A 19,440-nucleotide genomic window follows, 5' to 3' on the forward strand; every position below is an offset into this window, starting at 1 on the left:
CGTCTTGGGTGATACTGAGTTGCACGTGAGCAGTTAGGTCGGTATAGAATCCTTCGGAACACTTGGAGGGCCGACCTAATGCCGCGTTGACTGCATCCTGGGCAGTATAAAGCTCGTCTGCTGCCCATCGTTCGGTGATAGCTGACATAAAGCAGCGGACTTCGTGTCTAACGAAGCTGTCTCTGTCCTCATGGAAAACTCGAGTTCTGCGATAGTGTGCGTTTATCTGAGCCTTGAAATAGACACCGCTGGTGGCGGAAGGTAGGAAATCGGCTGCTGGGAATGAAAGCTCCACTAGGCGTTGACGAAACCAGGACATAAGCGCTAAGCGGAGCCTTCATTGCTATGTGTTGGCACTCTTTCTATTCTCATTCGTACCTCTATATCATTCAGGGGGGCATGGTTGATTCTCTGTCCGATCTCACTCAGGCGGGCGCCGAGGCTGAAAAGCGATCGGATGGCCCCATGGGCAACGACTGCCGAAGCTATGTAATCCATTAGCCTGTCGTATGAGACAGTATCGGCACCTACCTTCTCTATCAACTGCATTAGCGCTTTATCGGCACTGCCCACCCCCTCGATATTGGAGAGCAGCTCCCCGAGCATTCGGGTTACGTCTTCTTCGTTAGCTTCGGCCGACAGCACCCATGGTGTCCCGTCGACATCCGCACTCATCAGCGCAATGAACGCTAGCCTCGCTGCAGGTGTGCTCCTATCGGCCTGGATCCACTCAGTGACCTGAGCTATGAACCATGATCGCGTGCTGCTGGTGCTAGCCAGCAACGAGAAAATCCGGAGAATGGCAGCTGTTGTTTCCGGTGTTTGCTGATCGGAGTCGGCGACCCGCCGGAGCCGACGTAGCGCAATGCTGCGACGGTCTGTATCGAGTAGCCTTCGGGATACCTCAATTACGACACCCTGCATATCGCTTCTTGTGGCCCAATCATACAATAATCGTTCGCATCGCCGGCGCATGTGAACGTCTAAGACCGCATGGTGGACAACGTTCGCGAGCAGCTCAAACTGTTTTCTTTCCACAGCGAGTTTAGCTAGATCATTACGAATGAAGTCTACATCTTGATTGCTACAGAGGAGATCCGCAATCAAGGCTGTGGTCGAGTCCTCATCTGTAGTTGCATCCACAACTAGGTCGAGGAGCCAAGCCATCAGCGGCCTTCGTACTGAGGCATAATTGTTCCAGACATAGTGAACAGCGGCATCAGCGAAACCGGGCCGTTTGAAAGTCACTATCTCGCTGGGGCTGATTGTCGCCTTGATGCCATTCAAGCGACCTCGGAGTCCCGCGCCAGCAAGTGCCTTATGGGCTGGTATGGAGATAACGTCTGATGACTTCTTACCATTGAGCTTATTGATCAGCTCTTGGCTGTGGCGTTCTATCTGACTGAAACGCGCGGTCTTCTCGCAAGCGAGAGTTATTAGGAGACATCGATCCTCGAACGAAAGCGGCTGGTTGTTATCTGCACGCCGATTCGGGATACCCCCGGGGGTCAATGTAGGACGCGAGCTGTCGCTGAAGTACACATCGAGCTCATCGTGGTGATCGTCGAGTCGCGCTACGATGAGGTCTTCGAGATTGGCATTTGAGTCAGTGCCGTTTTCTTTGTTCTCAGCTGCTACCTGAAGAATCGTCTGTATGGCCTTTTGAGCCTGAACTGCTGTCATCCCCTCAAGATGCCGCTGTACCTGGGGAAGCTGTACTACGGAGAGTAACTCCGGCTTTTGGGTGCTGATATATTTTTCCGCAAGTTGGCGAGAATCTGGGCCTTCCTTTAGCGAGATTACCTGAAGGTTATTGATCGGCCTGGAAGACCGCCCGTGCCATAGCTGATCTGCGACAGTAATCACTAGTCGCGAGCGAACCGATTTATACCAAGATGCTAATGCACTCAGATCTGCTACGAATTCTCGGGATGGACCATCGTGCTCGGGATCTCGCAGATCTAGAATATAAGCACGGCGCGCCTTCTGGGGGAGTGCCTTAGCTGTAGGGGTCTCCCAGTCGCCAGGATCTAAGCGCATCAGCTGCATATCTGCTGGAGCCGTTTCGGCTAATAGATGTTCAGCAAATGTTGTGGCTCCGATTCCCTGCGGGGACGAGATCACTAGAATCTCGCCATTCTCAATGCATGTGGCCGCTGTGTTCCAAAGCGAGTCCCACTTGTCTGGCTTGAAAAAGCACTCGTCCTGAAGAAGATTAATTCGATTAATTGGTGTTTCAGTAAGCCAGGCGGCCTCGTCTCTTTGAATGGGGGCAGGGTCTTCGTAAGGTATATCAGCGAAGCCTTTGAGGAGAGGCTTTAGGTTTTCGATGCGACTTATCCAAATCCTGCCCGAGGACCAGCCGTCCACACTGGTGTAGCGCTGGCTTAGTACACCTATTACAGCTCCGTCGCTGATCCTCAAGATAGGGCTGCCGCTCATTCCATGCTCTACGCCGTCGGCTTTACCCCGGGCAAGGGTGGTTCCATCCGGGGCTTCAGCCCGTCCTTCCCATCTTCCTATCGTTGGGAGATATCTGCGTGGAGCATACGTGAAGCCCTCTTTGAGGGTTGCGAATCCGATCAGATGAAAGTTGCTCCCGGGAAGTTGATTGTCGGAGTAGGATAGTATGGATACTTCCGAAGGCAGAGGAGTGCTGGAACGCAGAACCGCGAGGTCGTGAATCTCGTCAATGCGTTCCACGCGAGCTGTCGAGACATCATCGCTGTCGATGGGGCTAAAGCTGACTGTCCCACCGATAGCAAGCCCGCCAGCATCGCGGACTACATGGGCCGCTGTTACTAGGACTCCTGGCGCCACCTGAAAACATGTGCCAACCGATTCCCCCTGGGATCCTTTAACTGTTCCTAGAAAATTCAGAGCTGACTCGGTGGCTATAGTCATAGCTGCGGTCTCCTGTCCCGGGAGGATGGTATGGCTGTTAATCGTCGTTCGATGAGGCAGTGTCCCCGTAGATGATTTTCACTGTTAGGGACGACTCTAATGATGCGCTCGCTACAATAATGTGTCCCTGGGCTGAGAATTTCAGGCCGAACTGAACTTCTATCTGATCAGGCTTGCGTGCGTGTTCAGATATCCGATCCCGTAATTCGCTTGCTGAAATCGCAACTTGTTCGATAACTTCTTGGGCGCGTTTGAACATTTCTTTTGTTCGCGCCATTTGATTGTCGAGCGCCGATGTGGGTTCACTACCGGGGACGGGCACGGCCTCTACGAAGACCTCGACGTTGCCTAACCGCGTCGGAACGAGGGTTTGCATGTGACCTCCACTTTTTATGGACATGATGAGGGTCTGTGTGTCTGATTTCTAGCCCTAGCTTCTTCCCGTTAGAGATGTTAGATTCGGCGAAATGAGAGGGTCGCCTTGATGGCATGTCCGTGGGAGTTCCACCTATCACCGACTCAGTCGAGCAAGTCTGGACGACAGGACGTGAGAGCTTGGCGAGCGGCTGCATAACGCTCATGGAAATCGTTGGCGAGGGCTTCGCGTCGGTAGCGCTGGCGTAGGACTCGGTCGAGGTCTCCGGCTCGGTTGACGAGGTCGGTGAGGGACTTGCGTTCGATGTCGAACGCGGCCATGCCTTGCTCGACGGCGGCGTCAAGGTCTCCACGTCGGGCGTGGACGATGCCGAGATCTATGTGAGCGTCGGCGACGCGCATGGGGGCGTTGGATGTGCCGTCCGGGCGGGTGTGCATCTGGATCGTCTCCAGTGCGTGTTCCTCGGCCCGGTCGTTGTCCTCCAGCCACGTATAGGCGGTGGCGGCGTAGAACACCCACTTGGCATGGTCGAACACGAAGTGGTGATCCGGGTTTTCGGGGATCGGCAGTTTGGCGAGGATGTCGGCCCCGCGTGAGAGTGCCTTGTCGGCTTCGCGGCGGTCGCCGATTCGGGCCAAGCCGCGGGCTTCCTGCAAGGTGAGTTGAACCTGTGCGCTGGATTGGCCGGCAAGGGCCTGGCCCTGGCGGGCGGCGGTGACAACGTCCTCGTACCGGCCTTCGACAAGGGCGAACCATGCGGACATCTCGTGTGCCCAGCCCATGAGTTCGCCATGTCCGACCTGGCGGCCCATCTCGTAGGCGGCCTGGCGGGCCGTCTCGGCTTCCTCGCGCTCGCCCAGGTCGTAATGGACGCAGCCGAGCAGGGCGGTAAGCCATCCGGTGATGACCAGCAATTCGCGGTGCTGGTCGAGTGTGATCCTGCCTGACAGGAGCCGGGTCACCTGGGCGAGGCGCTTTTGTGTCCGGTCGCGCAATGTCGCGGCGGGAACAACCGGGTAGGCGCGGCACAGCAGGTCGACGGCTTCGGCGAGGGCTTCGAGAGTGCCGGTTCCGACGTCGGACGCCTGGAGCTGCTGCGCGAGTTCCATCGTGCCGTACAGGTCGGCCTCGGCCCGCAGCGCGTCGACCGGCATGACGTGTGCCTCGATGAGGCGGCTATTGCCGTTGCCTCTCTTTGTGGGGGAGAAGCCGAGATCTTCGGGCTGTAGTCCGGTGGCTTGCGTCAGCGCGAGTCGAAACGGGGCGCGGGGCCAGGAGACTTCGCCGGCCTCCCATCGCCTGATGCGTTCTTCATCGACGGCGAGGCGTTCCTTGATGCCCACAGGGGTCCGGTTAATCCGCTCGGCGAATTCGGCGCGGGTGAGCTGTTGCGCGTTGCGCCATGCGCGGAGTTGGACATTCGGGATGCTGTCTGGCATCTCGGGGTCTTCCTCCCGTCGGGGGGTCATCAGGGGGTTAAGAGGGGGGCTTTTCGGGGGTCCTATCGCGCTCGCTTTGCCGGTGGACTTGCCATCAACTAACCACGGTACGTCAAGCGGCTTCCCGCCACAGGGAACGCCGGATGAACGAGGAGATGGCGACGGTGACCCGGCCAGACGAGAACAGCGAGGCAAGACCCTGTCCTTCGTGTCGGGGACGTGGCACCAAGCAGTGCCATTCACGCCGTCAGCTCGTCGTCGGCGGCGAAACCAGTGACGATCGCGACTCGGGTGGGGAGCGGGAGTGCCTCGACTGCCTCGGAAACGGCCGGGCCGAAGGGAGCGGAACATGAACCCGATCGAGGTTGCGGCGGTGGCCTACATGAACCGAAGCGACGAGGCGGACAAGCTCATCCGACTGCGTGACGCGCTGACCCGGCTCAGCATCAACGCTGAGCTGCGCGACAACAACACGGCGCTGATGGTCAACCCGCCAAGTGGGCGGGGCATGCCCGTGTGGGTCTTCGTTGGCTACGGCGGCCAGTACTACTCATGGAACTCGGCAGGCAGGCGGCACCCGGTGTCCGATCTGGAGGGCGCCGCCAAGGCGATAGCCGCCTACATCTGCCGTTAGAGCGGGCGCGGCGAGGCAGTGAGTCGACGGCGGGGCGCGGTCGACAGCCATCAATCCCTGCCTCGTCGCGCCCTTGATCTCCGGCAGGGCCACAGTGACTCGCCCCCGTGTCCCCCCGTGTGGTCCTGCCGGACCTCTCCTCCTGGACTGCGAGTGCAGCCAAACGAGGTGACAGAAGCATCGAGCCGGTCTAGGCTCAAACTTGGTAAAACAACCTGTCGGCTGCTGGACGGTCGTGATGTCTCTAGAGTCCGTGCCTCCGAAGTATGCACAGCTTGTGCAGACGCTTCAGCGGCGTATCGAAGCGGGGGATTACCCTCCCGGAACCCTCCTGCCGAGCGAGAATCAGCTCATCAATGAGTTCGGCGTCTCCCGTCCGACCGTCGTGGCGGCCCTGCGCGTGCTTCGGGAACAGGGCTGGATCGAGTCTCAGCAGGGCAAGGGCCGTTTCGTACGGGGCCGCCCTGCCCTCGCCTCGCTCGAACAACCCCGGCCCGGCCACGCCTACCTCACCAGCGCCGAAACGCCCTCGGCCGAACTGCTGGAAGTCGGCGCAGTAGCCGTACCAAACAGGATCGCCGCTCTGCTCGACCTGTCACCCAAGAGTAAGGCGTTCCTCCGTCGCCGACTGGTCTCACGCGGCGACGAGGCTTCCGAGGTCGTCTCGCTGTGGCTGCCCCTCGACCTGTCGGAGGGGACGAACCTCACGAGCGCCGAGCCGCTGGCCCAGGGCATTCGCGAGCATATCCAGGCGCGTAAGGGCGTCCGGTTCGATCACGTCATCGAACAGATCACGGCACGGATGCCTACTCCTGACGAGGTCAAGCAGCTCGGCATGCCCAAGAACACGCCGGTCCTCGACGTCTATGCGGCTGTACGTGACCCCGGTGGCCGGCCCCTTGCCGTGCTGGCCGTCGTGCTGCCTGCCGACCGTCACGAGCTAGAGGATGCCTATCCCATCGGGTAGGAACGCCTCACCTTCGGAGCCCACTTAGCTTAGGCACTTGACCTAGCAAGTGGGCTCTCTTATGCTCAAGGCACTCGATAGGTTAAGTGACTATCAGTCGAGGGAGGAAGATGCCTGATGGCTCTACAAGGTCCGATCCCCGTCAGCTTCGACATGGTCTTCCCGCACGGCTGCTACCTCGTCGGTGAGGTGGAGGCGGTCAAGGACTTCGACGCCTCTACCAACGGCCGATTCGTGCAGGCGCGGGACAAGCAGAGCGGCGAACTGGTCTGGCAGATCGCCGTCATGGACGCCGACCCCCAGGTCAAGCCCGCTCAGAAGACCGTCGCCGTAAAGATCATCGCGCCCGTCCAGCCGGTGCCCCCGGCCCCGGTCGCGGGCCTGCCCTTCACGCCGGTCGAGTTCGACGGCGTCACCGTTACCCCGTACGTCAACGGAAACGGCCGCCTGGCCTACTCCATCCGCGTTCGGGAGATGCGTCCGCCTCGGACGGGTGGGGCCAAGTCCGGACACGCGGGCGGCAAGGAGGCGGCGGCGTGAACTGGCGGCCGTACACGCACCTATCGATGTCGATCGACCCCGGTGAGCGTCCCCGTATCGGGATTTCGTTCTACGCCTCGATCACTCGGGCGCGTGCTCGGGTGCTGGAATCCGGGCGGCCGTACCTGGTCCTGGAGTCCGACGAGGCGGACGTGACCGTCTCGACCACCGGGGCGGCCGGGCCGGTCACCGCCGCAGACCTGGACATCGCCCGGGAGATCTTCAACGCCGCCGCGCGGTACCTGGCCGACTGCGAGCGCCTCCACGCCGAACACGCCCAGGCCACCGACTCGGCGGCCTGACACAGGAGCGGGGCCGCTGGAACTGGCATTCCAGCGGCCCCCGGGATCTCTCACACACGCCAATGCCTGAGAGGACACCAAGCCTAATGTTCAAGAAACTTCCCGGCGACGAGGCACGCAATCTCGTCTCCACCACACCAGACACCGCCGTGGTCTTCCGCCCGGCCGTCGTCCGAACCCCCGCCATCGTCACCCTCGTGATCTGGCTGTCGCGCCTGCTCGCGGGCCTGGTCCGCCTGGTCGTGCGGCATCCGGTCGCGGTGGCCGTGCCGGTCGGCTTCGGGGTGATCTGGACCCTGTACGGCTGGCGCCTGGCCCTGGTCATGGCCGGGTTCCTGCCCTCGGCGGGCCTGTCGTGGCTGCTGCTGGATCGGGCCTCGTTCCTGCGCCTGGTCGGCTGGCCCCTGCTGGCCTGGTGGCGGCTCCTCGCCGTCTACCGGCGGCACTGGCAACCCGTGATGGTCGTCTCCGGCCTCGGGCGGCACATCCGGGGCCGCGACTACCTGCCCCGCCTGGTGCGGGTGGAGTGCGACGGGTGGGCCGACCGCGTGAGCGTGAAGATGCTCAACGGCCAGGCCGTCACCGACTGGGCCGACCGTATCGAGCACCTGGCCCACGGCTTCGGCTCCCCCTCCTGCCGTGTGGCCGTCGCTCGGGCCGGGCGGCTCGTGCTCACCTTCCCCCGGCGTGACCCGCTCGCCGAACCCCTGCCCGCGCTTCCGGTGCCCGAGGTCGCCTCTGTCGGGCCGGTCGAGATAGGGCGGTGCGAGGACGGCACACCCTTGCGGCTCAAGGTCCACGGCACGCATGTCCTGATCGCCGGGGCCACGGGCTCGGGTAAGGGCTCCTACCTGTGGTCGACAATCCGCGGCCTCCTCCCGGCGATGCGGGCCGGGCTGGTGCAGGTCTGGGCGCTCGACCCAAAGCGGATGGAGCTGTCCTTCGGGCGGGCGTTGTTCAGCGGGCGGTATGCGGCCGATCCGAAGGAGTGCGCCGACCTGCTCGATGAGGCGGTCTCGGTGATGCAGGAGCGGGCCGACCGGTTCGCCGGCCTCCAGCGCTCCCACACACCCACGCCCGCTGACCCGTTCGTCCTGGTGCTCGTGGATGAGGTGGCGTTCCTGACCGCCTACCAGCCCGACAAGCACCTGAGGCAGCGCATCACTGCGGCCCTGGCCACCCTGACCACGCAAGGGCGCGCGGTCGGTGTCGGGGCCATGGCCGCGCTCCAGGACCCGCGCAAGGAGGTCATGAACATCCGCAACCTGTTCCCCGACAAGATCGCCCTCCGATTGGACGAGTCGGAACAGGTGGACATGGTCCTCGGCGACGGCGCACGCGACCGCGGAGCCCTGGCCGACCACATCTCACCGGTCCCGGAGCTGGGCGCGGGCGTCGGCTACGTCCGGCTCGAAACCAGTCCTGATCCGGTGCGGGTGCGTGCCGCGTACGTCTCGGATGCCGATATCCGGGCGATGGTCGCCGAGTTCGCGGGGGTGGGCCGATGATGCGCCTGGCTCACATCCTCGACGGCCTGCGCTGCTCGGGCTGCGGCGCTCTCGATGTGCTGTGGCTCGACCCGGTGCGCGGCATCGTCGAGTGCCACGAGTGCGGCGAGAAAGCCTCCGTGATGGTCGACGGCCTCGGCCCGGCCGACCTCCTCGACCCCCTCAGCGCGTGGGACGGTGACCGGTGACCAACCCGCACGACCGCTCCACACCACGCGCCGTCCGGATGGCTCAACCGCTGGCCCGCGAGGTCGTGGAAGAGATCGCCAAGCAGTACGGCGTGTGCATCCGCCCGGTCCCGCTCCGGCGGCAGGACATCCTCACCGGACAGGTTGAGGTCATCGACGTGCCCTGCGGGGCCACCTTGGAGAGCAAGTGCCCGCCGTGTGCCAAGCGGAATCGCCAGTTGCGGCGGGCGCAGTGCCGGGAGGGCTGGCACCTGGAAGCCGAGCCGGTCAACCTGCCCGATAACGCCGATGAGTATCAGCGGCATCTCGTGGAGCTGCGGGCCGATGCCCAGGCGTGGCGGGATGAGGTGGAAAAGGCCGGCGGCGACACCACCGACCTGGACGCCGCCATCGTGGAACTCGACGAGGAGATCAACCGGGCCGGGATGCGCGGCAACGTCGTCGGCCGTACCTCCGGCAAGCGCTCGCGCTCGACCAAGCGGCGGCAGGACGCCCCGGATCTGCCCAGGCGGCAGATGACCAAGACCACGCTCGGGCGGACCTTCACCGGCTCGGACGGCAAGACCTACCGGCCGTCGATGTTCGTCACGCTCACGCTCCCCTCCTATGGGCGGGTGCTGGAGGGTGCGCCGCTCGACCCGGACCGGTACGACTACGCGCGGGCGGCCCGGGATGCGCTGCACTTCTCCAGGCTCGTGGACCGCTTCGTGCAGAACCTCCGCCGAGTGGCGGGCTATGACGTGCAGTACTTCGCCACCGTCGAGCCTCAGAAGCGGCTCGCGCCACACCTGCATATGGCGATCCGTGGCACGCTTCCGCGTGCGGAGCTGCGGCAGATCATCGCCGCTACGTATCACCAGGTGTGGTGGCCCTCGACTGATGACGTGCGGTTCGAGGGTGACCACCTGCCGGTCTGGGAGGACGGGGCCGGCTACCTCGACCCCGACACCGGGGAGGTCCTGCCGACCTGGGAACAGGCCCTCGACGCTCTCGACGCCGACGAGGACGCGCAACCCCTGCATGTGCTCCGGTTCGGCGACCAGCTCGACATTCAGAGCGTGCTCGCAGGAACGCCGGACGCCGACCAACTGATTCAGTACCTGTCGAAGTACCTGACCAAGAGCCTCGGTGACGCGCTCGGGACCGATGACCCACGCCGGAAGGCGCATGCCGAACGGCTGTTGGAGGCGCTGCGGTTCGAGCCGTGCTCGCCGACCTGCCCGAACTGGCTGCGGTACGGGGTGCAGCCCAAGGGCGCCAAGCCGGGGATGGCCCCGGGCCGGTGCAAGGGCAAGGCGCACAAGCCCGATCACCTCGGCTACGCGGGCCGACGCGTCCTCGTCTCCCGGAAGTGGTCGAACAAGACCCTGACGGAGCACAAGCAGGACCGCCGTACCTGGGTCCTGGAAGCCCTTGGCGTCGAAGACGAGCCGGTCGATCCCCACCGCTACGTCTGGCGACCGGTCAAGCCCGGTGATCCCGACCTCGCCCCCATCGGCGTCCGGCTCCTGCGCTCGGTCCACGAACGCCAGCGCTGGCGCAACCACATGAACCAACTCCAGGCACTCGGAGACGGCCAAGAACTTTCGGCAACTGAAGGGAGGGCAGCATGAGCAAGACCCCGGCGAGGCCACAAGCTGACCGCCTGCTCACGGTCGCCGAGGTCGCCGAACGGCTCGGTACGACCGAGCGTTTCCCCCGGCGGCTCATCGAGGAACGCCGGATCACCTTCGTCCGCCTCGGAAGGAAGGTGCGCATCCCCGAATCCGTGCTGAACGAATTCATCGCCGCTGGCATGGTGCCGCCCATCACCACGAGGGCCGGGAGGGCGGCATGAGCAAGCGGCGGTTCGGCCGTGTTCGGCAACTCCCCTCGGGCCGGTTCCAGGCGCGCTATCCCGGGCCTGATGGCCTCGACCGTCCCGCGCCCACGACCTTCGCCACCAAGCGTGAGGCCGACATCTGGCTGACCAAGAAAGAAGCCGAGATCCACTCGGGAGACTGGCTGAACCCGGACCGGGGCAAGGTCAGCTTCAAGGAGTACGGCGCGGCCTGGGTGGACGAGCGGCCGGGCCTGCGTCCCAAGACGGCACAGCTCTACGAGGGGCTGCTTCGCCTTCACCTGGTCCCGTCTTTCGGCAATCAGGCCGTGAACGAGATCCGGGAGGCGCACGTGCGCAAGTGGCGCAAGAGCCTCTTGGACGGCGGCGTCGGGGCGGTCACCGTGGCGAAGGCGTATCGGTTGCTCAAGGCGATCTTCAACACGGCGATAGAGGACGGGCTGATCAAGTCGAACCCCTGCAAGATCAAGGGAGCGGGCAAGGAGGAATCGCCGGAACGGCCGGTGCTGACCATGAAGCAGGTCTTCGCCCTGGCCGACGCGATCGATCCCCGATACCGGATGCTGATCCTCCTGGCGACCTTCGCGAGCCTGCGGTGGGGCGAACTCGCGGCCCTCAAGCGGAAGAACGTTGATTCAGAGGCCGGGACGATCCGCGTCACCGGGACCACGACCGAACTCAAGGACGGGTCGGTCACCATCGGGCCGCCCAAGTCGGAGGCCGGCAAGCGCATCGTGAGCGTCCCGGCCGTGCTGCTCCCCGACCTCCGGGCGCATCTGGAGACGTACGCCGAAGCGGGGGATGAGGGCTTCGTCTTCGTCGGGCCGAAGGGTGCCCAGCTCCGGAGGGCGAACTTCACCCGGACATGGAGCAAGGCACTCAAGGACGCGAAGCTCAGCGGCTTCCACTTCCATGATCTCCGTCACACCGGGAACACGTTCGCCTCGCAGTCCGGCGCGACTCTGCGGGAGCTGATGAACCGCATGGGGCACTCGACCACGCGGGCCGCGCTGATCTATCAGCACACCGCGATGGAGCGGGACCGGGCCATCGCCGACGCGCTCGGGAAGCTCGCCGCGGAGGCGCTAAGCAAGCAAGATCCAGACGGATCGGGCACGTAACGGGCACGGAAGATCGAAATGACCCCGAAAACAATCAAGGCCCCGGTCGGGAATCTGCTCCTGACCTGGGCCTTCGTACGTGGAGCGGGTGACGGGAATCGAACCCGCGCTGTCAGCTTGGGAAGCTGATGTTCTGCCATTGAACTACACCCGCGTGACCGGCTGTGGAGCCCGTCGCTGCCCCTACTGTAGCGGATCCGGGGCGTGCTCCTGCAGTCCCGACGCGAAGATCCCCGATACCCGCCGGTCAGGGGGCCCACTAGCCTTGCACCCGTGCTGCTTTCCGATCGTGACCTCCGTGCCGAGATCGAGTCGGGCAGGGTGAAGCTCGACCCGTACGACCCGGCGATGATCCAGCCGTCCAGCATCGACGTGCGGTTGGACCGCTACTTCCGGGTGTTCGAGAACCACCGTTACCCGCACATCGACCCCGCGATGGAGCAGCCGGACCTCACCCGGCAGGTGGAGCCGGACGGCGACGAGCCGTTCATCCTGCACCCGGGGGAGTTCGTGCTGGCCAGCACGTACGAGGTGATCAGCCTGCCCGACGACATCGCCTCGCGGCTGGAGGGCAAGTCGAGCCTGGGCCGGCTGGGCCTGCTGACGCACTCGACGGCCGGCTTCATCGACCCCGGTTTCGAGGGGCATGTCACGCTCGAACTGTCCAACGTCGCCACGCTGCCGATCAAGCTGTGGCCGGGTATGAAGATCGGTCAGCTCTGCATGTTCCGGCTCAGCTCGCCCGCCGAGTTCCCGTACGGCTCGGACCGGTACGGCTCGCGCTACCAGGGGCAGCGGGGGCCGACGCCGAGCAGGTCGTTCCTGAACTTCCACCGCACCAAGATCTGAAGTGTCTCGGGCAACAAGTGTGTTACGAGAGACGTTCTGGGCAGCGGGAAGGGGAAGAGTAGGTTACAAGCGGGCTTGCATGGCCTGAACTTCGCATTTCCACTGGTAACCCGTACTCTTCTCTGCGGACCGTCCCCGCACATCTGGAGAAACGACGTGCGTCTGCGTCTCACGCCCCGTGAGGACAGCTACTACGACTTGTTCGCCGACTCGGCGAACAACCTCGTCACCGCATCGCGTCTGCTGGTCGAGATCATCAGCGACGGTTCGGACCGGGAGGGTCTGGCCGAGAAGATGCGCGCCTGCGAACACGCGGGCGACGAGCGCACTCACGCGATCATGAACCGGCTCAATGAGAGCTTCATCACGCCCTTCGACCGTGAGGACATCTACCGCCTCGCGTCGAATCTCGACGACGTGATGGACTACATGGAGGCCGCCGCCGACCTGATCGTCCTCTACCAGATCGACCACCTGCCCAAGGAGGTCGTACGCCAGGTGGAGGTCCTCGAACGGGCCGCCGAGCTCACGGCGGACGCGATGCCGCGCCTGCGCGGGATGCAGCACCTCAACGAGTACTGGATCGAGATCAACCGGCTCGAGAACCAGGCCGACCAGGTCTACCGTAGGCTGCTGGCGAAGCTGTTCAGCGGCGAGTACGACGCGCTGACCGTGATGAAGATGCGCGAGGTCATCGAGCAGCTCGAGCTCGCGGCCGACGCCTTCGAGCACGTCGCGAACACGATCGAGTCGATCGCGGTCAAGGAAAGCTAAGTGGAGCTCGCGCTTGTCATCGGCGTGGTCGTCATCGCGCTGGTGTTCGACTACACGAACGGTTTCCACGACGCCGCCAACGCCATCGCCACCTCCGTCTCGACCCGCGCCCTCACGCCCCGGCTGGCGCTGCTCATGGCCGCGGTCATGAACTTCATCGGCGCGCATCTGGGCACGTCGGTCGCCTCGACCGTGGGTAAGGGGATCATCGCTCCCCCGGACGGCAGGCACGGCCTGATCATCGTTGGCGCCGCGCTGATCGGTGCCATCGTGTGGAACCTCATCACGTGGTACTTCGGTCTGCCCTCGTCCTCCAGTCACGCTCTCATCGGCGGCCTGATCGGTTCAGCCCTGGCCGCGACCGAGGCCGTGAAATGGAACGGGGTGGTCGAGAAGGTCGTCATCCCGATGGTGCTGTCGCCGGTCGTGGGCTTCTTCCTGGGCGCGCTCATCATGATCGCGATTTTGTGGATCTTCCGCAAGGCGAACCCTCATAAGGCGGGCAAGGGGTTCCGGTACGCCCAGACGCTGTCGGCGGCCGGGATGGCCCTCGGCCACGGCCTGCAGGACGCGCAGAAGACGATGGGTGTGATCTTCCTCGCCCTGGTCGTCGGAGGGTACGTCCCCAAGGACGCGAGCATCCCCGAGTGGGTCATCACGGCGTCGGCGCTGGCGATCTCCCTCGGCACGTACGCCGGCGGCTGGCGCATCATGCGCACGCTGGGCCGCAGGATCATTCACCTCGACCCGCCGCAGGGCTTCGCGGCCGAGGCGGCGGCGGCCGGTGTCCTCTACACGGCGGCCATCGGGTTCGGCGCGCCGATCTCGACCACGCACACGATCACCAGCGCCATCATGGGCGTCGGCGCCACCAAGCGGCTGTCGGCCGTGCGATGGGGTATCGCCGGCAACATCGTGACCGCGTGGGTCCTGACGATCCCGGCCGCGGCCATCGTCGCGGCGATCGGCTACTTCATCCTCAACCTCGTCCTCGGATAGAGGACATCCCTGTACGAGACGGGCCGGCCCCTGCGGGGGACCGGCCCGTCGGCGTTCAGCGCCGGTACATCACGTCGGTGTTCCACCGGGTGAACCCGAGGGACTCGTACAGCCGGACCGCCGCGCTGTTCTCCTCGTCCACGTAAAGCATGACCTGGGCGAGGCCGAGCGCGCGCAGGTGCGCGAGCCCGGCGAGCGTCAGCGCCCGGCCGAGGCCCGTGCCGCGCTCGCCCGGCGCGACCCCCACCACGTAGACCTCCCCGATCGGCTCGTCGCCGCCGTGCACCTTGGTCCAGTGGAAGCCCGCCAGCGCGTCTCCCCGTACGGCGAGGAAGAAGCCGGCGGGGTCGAACCACGGCTCGCTCTTCCGCAGTTCGAGGTCGGTCTCCGTCCAGGAGCCCTGCTCGGGGTGGGTGGCGAAGGCCAGCGCGTTGAGCGCCAGCCACGCCTTCTCGTCGCGTCCCGGCTCGAACGTGCGCAGCCGTACGCCCTCCGGGAGGGCGGCGGCGGGCAGGGGCTCGGACAGCGGGCGGCGCATCTGCCATAGGGACCTCACCCGGGTCAGGCCCGCGCTCGCGGCGAGGCGGGCCGCATCGGGCAGGTCGCCGTGGGCCCACAACCGGAGCCTGCCGCCGCTCGCCTCCAGCACGTCGCCCAGCAGCCGCCGGCCCAGGCCGAGCCGGCGGAACGCCGGATGCACCACGAGTTCGCCGCTCGGCCCTTCCTCCGGGTCCGCCGGGTCCAGGTGGGCGAAGCCCGCGACGTTTCCGTCCTTGTACAGCAGTACGGCTCTCGCACCCTGATCGCCGCCGTGCCGCACCTGGAGCATCACGTGCTCGTTGAGCGGAGCGACACCATCGGCCTCGGCGGCCGCCTCCACCAGGGCGAGCACCGCCGCCACCTGCTCGTCATCGAGCCGTTCCGTGATCTCCACGCGTACGTCCATGTCTGGCACGATAGGTGAAGGTCCGGCGATCCCCCTACCGGGCTTCGGCAATAGACGCCATGGGTTCCCTCCCTGAATCGTTATCTTTGCGCCATTTCCTGCTTAGGTCCCCGCTCTACTGTCGAGGGTCATGACCCGAGCATCCCTGACGCGACTGGCCGTCGCCGGCGCCGCCGTGGTCGGCGTCGCGGCCCTCACGATGGGCACGGCCGCCGCATCTCCCGCTCCCCAATCCGGCAAGCACGACCAGAAGCCCGGTCCCTCCGTTCCCGTCCGGTTGCTGACCATCAACGACCTCCACGGCAACCTGGAGCCCCCGACCGGGTCCAGCTCCCGGATCCTCGACCCGAACGGCGCGAACACCGACACCGACGGCTCGCTGACCGGCATCGCCGGCGCGAAGTACTCGATCGCGGGCGGCGCGTCCTACCTCGCCGCCCACCTCAAGCAGCTGCGCGACGCCAACACCCTCCTGGTGGGCGCGGGTGACCTCATCGGCGCGTCGCCGCTGCTGTCCGCCGCCTACCACGACGAGCCGACCGCCGCCCTGCTCGACAAGCTCGGCCTGGTCACCTCCTCGGCCGGCAACCACGAGTTCGACGAGGGCATCGACGAGCTCAACCGCATCATGAACGGCGGCTGCCACCCGGTCGACGGCTGCTCCCCGGCGGGCGAGTGGAAGGGCACGAGCTTCGACTACCTCGGGGCGAACGTGCTCAAGGAGGGCAACGGCGACTACGCCCTGCCGCCCTTCTACGTCAAGAAGATCAACGGGGTGAAGATCGGGTTCATCGGCCTGGTGACCCAGACCACCCCGAACATCGTCACCGCCGCCGGCATCAAGGGCCTGCAGTTCACCGAGGAGGTCGCGGCGGCCAACAAGGTGTCGAAGTACCTCGCCAAGCACGGGGTCAAGGCGCAGGTCGTGCTGGTCCACGAGGGCGACAACATCACCCCGAACCAGGACCCCAGCTCGTGCCCGGTCGTCCCCGGCAACGGCTCGCGGATCGCCAAGGGCCTCGACCCGCAGGTCGACCTGGTCATCAGCGGCCACAGCCACCAGGCGTACGTCTGCAAGGTGAAGGACCCGGCCGGTCAGGACCGCGTCTACACCCAGGGCTCGTCGTTCGGCCGCGCGATCACCCAGATCGACTTCCGGGTCGACCGCAGGACGAAGGACGTCATCCGCTCCAGCGTCGTCGCCAAGAACAACGTGGTGACCCGCACGATCGCCCCCGACCCCGACACCGAGGCGTACATCCAGACCTGGAAGGACCGGGTCTCGACCGTCGCCAACAAGCCGATCGGCAAGATCACGGCCAACATCGGGCGCGGCAGCAACGTCGGCGAGACCCCGCTCGGCGACCTGATCGCCGACGCGCAGCTCGAGGCGACCAAGGCCGGTGGCAACGCGGAGATCGCGCTGATGAACCCGGGCGGCGTCCGCACCGACCTGACCTACGCCCAGAGCGGCTCCGAGGGCGACGGCGTCGTGACGTACGGCGAGGCCTTCCAGGTGCAGCCGTTCAACAACCTCATGCAGGTCGTCACGCTCACCGGGGCCCAGCTCAAGGCGCTGCTCGAGCAGCAGATCTGGACGGTCGACCCGGCGACGGGCGGCATCACCCAGCGGATCCTGCAGCCGTCCTCGTCGCTGACCTACACCTTCGACACGACGAAGCCGGTGGGCTCGCGGGTCTCCGACATCAAGATCAACGGCACCGCGGTGACCGACGCCCAGCAGATCCGGGTGGCCGCCAACAACTTCCTCGTCGGTGGCGGTGACGGCTTCACCGTCTTCACCCAGGGCACGAACCTGTGGAGCGGCCCGCTGGACATCGACGCGTTCGTCGCCTACATGGGCGCGCACTCGCCGATCGCCCCGCCGGCCACCGGCCGGATCAACCTCATCCGGTAGCCACGGAGAAAGCTATGGCCCGCCCCGTCAGGGGCGGGCCGTCAGCGTCTGGCGGGTTCGGCCTCGTTCTGTTCGCCGCGATCCGGGACGAAGCGGTAGCCGACGTTGCGGACCGTTCCGATGAGCGCCTCGTATTCGGCGCCCAGCTTGGCCCGCAGGCGCCGTACGTGCACGTCCACGGTGCGGGTGCCGCCGAAGTAGTCGTAGCCCCAGACCTCCTGCAGCAACTGGGCGCGGGTGAAGACCCGGCCCGGGTGCTGGGCGAGGTACTTCAGCAGCTCGAACTCCTTGAAGGTGAGGTCCAGCGCGCGTCCGCGCAGCCGGGCCGTGTAGGTCGCCTCGTCGATCGACAGGTCGCCGCTGCGGATCTCGTCGGGGACCTCGTCGGCGGCGGCCAGCGACAGCCGCCCGACCGCCATCCGCAGCCGGGCCTCGACCTCCGCAGGTCCCGCGGTGTCGAGGATCACGTCGTCCACACCCCACTCCGCCGTCATCGCCGCGAGGCCGCCCTCGGTCACGATCGCCATCAGCGGGCAGGTGACGCCGGTCGTGCGCAGCAGCCGGCACAGGCTCTTGGCCTGCACGAGCTCACGGCGCGCGTCCACCAGGATGGCGTCGGCCGGGGGCGTGTCGATCAGCGCGGAGGCCTCGGCGGGCGCGACCCGCATCGAGTGCAGCAGCAGTCCGAGTGCCGGGAGCACCTCCGCCGACGGCTCCAGAGCGTTGGTCAGCAGGAGCAGATTGCTCACATGAGCCTCCTCGCACCATGTCGGCTCGGCGCCGTTTGCAGCACTGGAAACCGCGACAGCCGTACAAACACGTAAGGACCCGGGGGCCACATCGCCCGAGTCCATTAATTCGTAGGGTAGCCCACACGAAGTTTGCGTCCAATGTGCGTCACCCGTGTGAACAACACGTCACGTGGTTTACCGCCGTAACGTGACGGTGACGGAGAGCTTCCGAAGGGTGACGTGAGAGTGAGGGGAGCGGCGCGTCATGGCCAGGGGAACGATCCGCTACTGGGCGGCGGCCAAGGAGGCCGCCGGAGTGCCGGAGGAGCCGTTCGACGCCGAGACGCTGGGGGACCTGCTCGCGGGGATCTCGCGGAACCCGGCCGTCGAGCGCGTGCTGCGCCGGTGCTCCTTCCTCGTCGACGGCGCCCCGGTGGGCACGCGTGATCCGGCGACGATCGACCTCCCCGAAGGCGCCGTGGTCGAGGTTTTACCCCCCTTCGCCGGGGGATGAGCCGCAAGTGCCTCTCCCGTCAATCTTTGCCCCTCGCGTCGCCCAGAGCGGCACCTCGCTGCGTTGTCGTCGTCGCCCGTAGCCTCCGGCTACGAGCTCCTCCTCCGCCTTGCGATGCACCACTCTGGACACCGCTCGTTTCGGGCAAATCTTGCCGGTCAAGGCACTACTCTGATCACAAAGGCGCCTTCGGAGGGGTCGGATGCGCAAGTTGGTCGTGGCGGTGGCTCTGCTGGCCATCCTGCTCGTCGTGCTCGACCGGGTCGCCGTGGTCGGGGTGCAGCGTGAGATCGCCCGGCAGATCGAGGCGAAGTACGACCTGGCGCAGACGCCGTCGGTGCAGGTGAAGGGCATACCGTTCCTCACCCAGGCCATCTCGGGCCGGTACGAGGAGATCAGCATCGGCATCGGGAAGGTGGAGCGGGAAGGCGTCCAGCTCGAGCGCATCGACGCCACGTTGTACGGCGTCACCGCCCCGCTCTCCGACCTGATCCAGAACGCCGCGGCCACCGAGATCAGGGCCGACCGCGTGACGGGGACCGTGGTCATCTCCCGGCAGACCCTGTCGGCCCACGCGCCGCGCGGCATCAAGGTCGAGGGCGCCGGCGACGACAAACTCCGCGTCTCGGGCAACGTGCCCGTGCTCGGCAACCAGGTGCCGGTCACCGCCGACATGAAGATCCAGGTGGTCCAGGGCGGGATACGGCTCACGCCCGCGAACGTGAAGATCGCCGGCGCCATCCCCGTGCCGAACCCCGAGCGGCTCATCTCGTTCACGGTGCCGGTGAAGAACCTGCCGCTCAACCTCAAGATCACCCGGGTGAAGTCGACGAGCGAAGGGCTCGCGGTCCAGGGCACCGCGTCCGATGTCCCCCTCCGATGAAGGCTCG

General features: G+C 65.4%; 20 protein-coding genes and 1 tRNA gene. 15 read left to right on the plus strand and 6 right to left on the minus strand.

What is annotated here, in order from left to right; all coding sequences use genetic code 11:
* Window positions 1-324: 324 nt before the first annotated feature.
* From Msi02_RS30830 to Msi02_RS30840, 3 genes are all read right to left on the minus strand, one after another.
* A complete protein-coding gene (locus Msi02_RS30830; protein ID WP_204051477.1) occupies window positions 325-2,904 on the minus strand; it encodes a trypsin-like serine peptidase in 2,580 nt (859 codons plus the stop codon).
* A gap of 37 nt (window positions 2,905-2,941) precedes the next feature.
* Window positions 2,942-3,280, minus strand: coding sequence for a CU044_2847 family protein (locus Msi02_RS30835; protein WP_204051478.1), 339 nt, complete (start codon window positions 3,278-3,280; stop codon window positions 2,942-2,944).
* 143 nt (window positions 3,281-3,423) lie between these two features.
* A complete protein-coding gene (locus Msi02_RS30840) occupies window positions 3,424-4,719 on the minus strand; it encodes an NsdA family TPR-like regulatory protein (protein WP_204051479.1) in 1,296 nt (431 codons plus the stop codon).
* Between the two features lie 349 nt (window positions 4,720-5,068).
* Here Msi02_RS30840 and Msi02_RS30845 point away from each other — a divergent pair, with 349 nt between their 5' ends.
* The 9 genes from Msi02_RS30845 to Msi02_RS30885 all read left to right on the plus strand — a co-directional run bounded on the left by Msi02_RS30845 (window position 5,069) and on the right by Msi02_RS30885 (window position 11,819).
* Window positions 5,069-5,353 carry a hypothetical protein gene (locus Msi02_RS30845; protein WP_079315398.1) on the plus strand — a complete coding sequence of 95 codons (285 nt, stop codon included), beginning with the start codon at window positions 5,069-5,071 and terminating at the stop codon, window positions 5,351-5,353.
* Between the two features lie 277 nt (window positions 5,354-5,630).
* Window positions 5,631-6,320: a GntR family transcriptional regulator gene (locus tag Msi02_RS30850; RefSeq protein ID WP_204051480.1), complete on the plus strand. Its 690-nt coding sequence runs from the start codon at window positions 5,631-5,633 to the stop codon at window positions 6,318-6,320.
* Between the two features lie 117 nt (window positions 6,321-6,437).
* The gene (locus tag Msi02_RS30855) at window positions 6,438-6,860 is read left to right on the plus strand and encodes a plasmid replication, integration and excision activator (protein WP_079315400.1); all 423 of its coding nucleotides are present in this window, start codon (window positions 6,438-6,440) and stop codon (window positions 6,858-6,860) included.
* A complete protein-coding gene (locus tag Msi02_RS30860) occupies window positions 6,857-7,162 on the plus strand; it encodes a hypothetical protein (RefSeq protein WP_204051481.1) in 306 nt (101 codons plus the stop codon). Before Msi02_RS30855 ends, Msi02_RS30860 begins: the two co-directional genes overlap by 4 nt.
* Window positions 7,163-7,248: 86 nt before the next feature.
* Window positions 7,249-8,670 carry an FtsK/SpoIIIE domain-containing protein gene (locus Msi02_RS30865; protein WP_204051482.1) on the plus strand — a complete coding sequence of 474 codons (1,422 nt, stop codon included), beginning with the start codon at window positions 7,249-7,251 and terminating at the stop codon, window positions 8,668-8,670.
* Window positions 8,667-8,858: a hypothetical protein gene (locus tag Msi02_RS30870; protein WP_204051483.1), complete on the plus strand. Its 192-nt coding sequence runs from the start codon at window positions 8,667-8,669 to the stop codon at window positions 8,856-8,858. Before Msi02_RS30865 ends, Msi02_RS30870 begins: the two co-directional genes overlap by 4 nt.
* Window positions 8,855-10,471: a replication initiator gene (locus Msi02_RS30875; RefSeq protein ID WP_204051484.1), complete on the plus strand. Its 1,617-nt coding sequence runs from the start codon at window positions 8,855-8,857 to the stop codon at window positions 10,469-10,471. The genes Msi02_RS30870 and Msi02_RS30875 overlap by 4 nt, the downstream gene beginning before the upstream one ends.
* A complete protein-coding gene (locus Msi02_RS30880; protein ID WP_204051485.1) occupies window positions 10,468-10,695 on the plus strand; it encodes an excisionase family DNA-binding protein in 228 nt (75 codons plus the stop codon). The genes Msi02_RS30875 and Msi02_RS30880 overlap by 4 nt, the downstream gene beginning before the upstream one ends.
* Window positions 10,692-11,819 (plus strand): tyrosine-type recombinase/integrase, encoded by a 1,128-nt coding sequence (locus Msi02_RS30885; protein WP_204051486.1) that lies wholly within the window; start codon window positions 10,692-10,694, stop codon window positions 11,817-11,819. The genes Msi02_RS30880 and Msi02_RS30885 overlap by 4 nt, the downstream gene beginning before the upstream one ends.
* Before the next feature lie 80 nt (window positions 11,820-11,899).
* On the opposite strand, the gene Msi02_RS30890 is transcribed toward Msi02_RS30885, so the two are convergent.
* Window positions 11,900-11,973, minus strand: a tRNA-Gly gene (locus tag Msi02_RS30890).
* A 119-nt stretch (window positions 11,974-12,092) separates the two neighbouring features.
* On the opposite strand from Msi02_RS30890, the gene dcd reads away from it, so the two are divergent.
* The 3 genes from dcd (at window position 12,093) to Msi02_RS30905 (ending at window position 14,441) form a co-directional block, all read left to right on the plus strand.
* Window positions 12,093-12,668 (plus strand): dCTP deaminase, encoded by a 576-nt coding sequence (gene dcd, locus Msi02_RS30895; RefSeq protein WP_079315405.1) that lies wholly within the window; start codon window positions 12,093-12,095, stop codon window positions 12,666-12,668.
* Between the two features lie 156 nt (window positions 12,669-12,824).
* Complete coding sequence (locus Msi02_RS30900) at window positions 12,825-13,442, plus strand: DUF47 domain-containing protein (RefSeq protein ID WP_079315406.1); 618 nt, start codon at window positions 12,825-12,827, stop codon at window positions 13,440-13,442.
* Window positions 13,443-14,441 carry an inorganic phosphate transporter gene (locus Msi02_RS30905; RefSeq protein ID WP_204051487.1) on the plus strand — a complete coding sequence of 333 codons (999 nt, stop codon included), beginning with the start codon at window positions 13,443-13,445 and terminating at the stop codon, window positions 14,439-14,441. It begins immediately after the preceding gene.
* A 55-nt stretch (window positions 14,442-14,496) separates the two neighbouring features.
* On the opposite strand, the gene mshD is transcribed toward Msi02_RS30905, so the two are convergent.
* On the minus strand, window positions 14,497-15,387 hold the full coding sequence (gene mshD, locus Msi02_RS30910; RefSeq protein WP_079315408.1) for a mycothiol synthase: 891 nt from the start codon (window positions 15,385-15,387) through the stop codon (window positions 14,497-14,499).
* A 130-nt stretch (window positions 15,388-15,517) separates the two neighbouring features.
* On the opposite strand from mshD, the gene Msi02_RS30915 reads away from it, so the two are divergent.
* Window positions 15,518-17,305 carry a bifunctional metallophosphatase/5'-nucleotidase gene (locus tag Msi02_RS30915; RefSeq protein ID WP_204051488.1) on the plus strand — a complete coding sequence of 596 codons (1,788 nt, stop codon included), beginning with the start codon at window positions 15,518-15,520 and terminating at the stop codon, window positions 17,303-17,305.
* Window positions 17,306-17,346: 41 nt separating this feature from the next.
* On the opposite strand, the gene Msi02_RS30920 is transcribed toward Msi02_RS30915, so the two are convergent.
* Window positions 17,347-18,054: a winged helix-turn-helix transcriptional regulator gene (locus Msi02_RS30920; protein WP_204051489.1), complete on the minus strand. Its 708-nt coding sequence runs from the start codon at window positions 18,052-18,054 to the stop codon at window positions 17,347-17,349.
* A 247-nt stretch (window positions 18,055-18,301) separates the two neighbouring features.
* Here Msi02_RS30920 and Msi02_RS30925 point away from each other — a divergent pair, with 247 nt between their 5' ends.
* Together Msi02_RS30925 and Msi02_RS30930 are read left to right on the plus strand one after the other, a co-directional pair.
* On the plus strand, window positions 18,302-18,550 hold the full coding sequence (locus tag Msi02_RS30925) for a MoaD/ThiS family protein (protein WP_079315411.1): 249 nt from the start codon (window positions 18,302-18,304) through the stop codon (window positions 18,548-18,550).
* A gap of 202 nt (window positions 18,551-18,752) precedes the next feature.
* Window positions 18,753-19,433, plus strand: a complete 681-nt coding sequence (locus tag Msi02_RS30930) for an LmeA family phospholipid-binding protein (protein ID WP_079315412.1) — start codon at window positions 18,753-18,755, stop codon at window positions 19,431-19,433.
* Window positions 19,434-19,440: the final 7 nt, after the last annotated feature.

It is taken from the genome of Microbispora siamensis, assembly GCF_016863095.1.
GTDB lineage: Bacteria > Actinomycetota > Actinomycetes > Streptosporangiales > Streptosporangiaceae > Microbispora > Microbispora siamensis.

Excerpts from the sequence above, each read along its gene's own strand:
- Msi02_RS30830 (WP_204051477.1), bottom strand. The coding sequence starts at position 2,904 with ATGACTATAGCCACCGAGTCAGCTCTGAATTTTCTAGGAACAGTTAAA.
- Msi02_RS30835 (WP_204051478.1), bottom strand. The coding sequence starts at position 3,280 with ATGCAAACCCTCGTTCCGACGCGGTTAGGCAACGTCGAGGTCTTCGTA.
- Msi02_RS30840 (WP_204051479.1), bottom strand. The coding sequence starts at position 4,719 with ATGCCAGACAGCATCCCGAATGTCCAACTCCGCGCATGGCGCAACGCG.
- Msi02_RS30845 (WP_079315398.1), top strand. The coding sequence starts at position 5,069 with ATGAACCCGATCGAGGTTGCGGCGGTGGCCTACATGAACCGAAGCGAC.
- Msi02_RS30855 (WP_079315400.1), top strand. The coding sequence starts at position 6,438 with ATGGCTCTACAAGGTCCGATCCCCGTCAGCTTCGACATGGTCTTCCCG.
- Msi02_RS30865 (WP_204051482.1), top strand. The coding sequence starts at position 7,249 with ATGTTCAAGAAACTTCCCGGCGACGAGGCACGCAATCTCGTCTCCACC.
- Msi02_RS30870 (WP_204051483.1), top strand. The coding sequence starts at position 8,667 with ATGATGCGCCTGGCTCACATCCTCGACGGCCTGCGCTGCTCGGGCTGC.
- Msi02_RS30880 (WP_204051485.1), top strand. The coding sequence starts at position 10,468 with ATGAGCAAGACCCCGGCGAGGCCACAAGCTGACCGCCTGCTCACGGTC.
- Msi02_RS30885 (WP_204051486.1), top strand. The coding sequence starts at position 10,692 with ATGAGCAAGCGGCGGTTCGGCCGTGTTCGGCAACTCCCCTCGGGCCGG.
- mshD (WP_079315408.1), bottom strand. The coding sequence starts at position 15,387 with ATGGACGTACGCGTGGAGATCACGGAACGGCTCGATGACGAGCAGGTG.
- Msi02_RS30915 (WP_204051488.1), top strand. The coding sequence starts at position 15,518 with ATGACCCGAGCATCCCTGACGCGACTGGCCGTCGCCGGCGCCGCCGTG.
- Msi02_RS30925 (WP_079315411.1), top strand. The coding sequence starts at position 18,302 with ATGGCCAGGGGAACGATCCGCTACTGGGCGGCGGCCAAGGAGGCCGCC.
- Msi02_RS30930 (WP_079315412.1), top strand. The coding sequence starts at position 18,753 with ATGCGCAAGTTGGTCGTGGCGGTGGCTCTGCTGGCCATCCTGCTCGTC.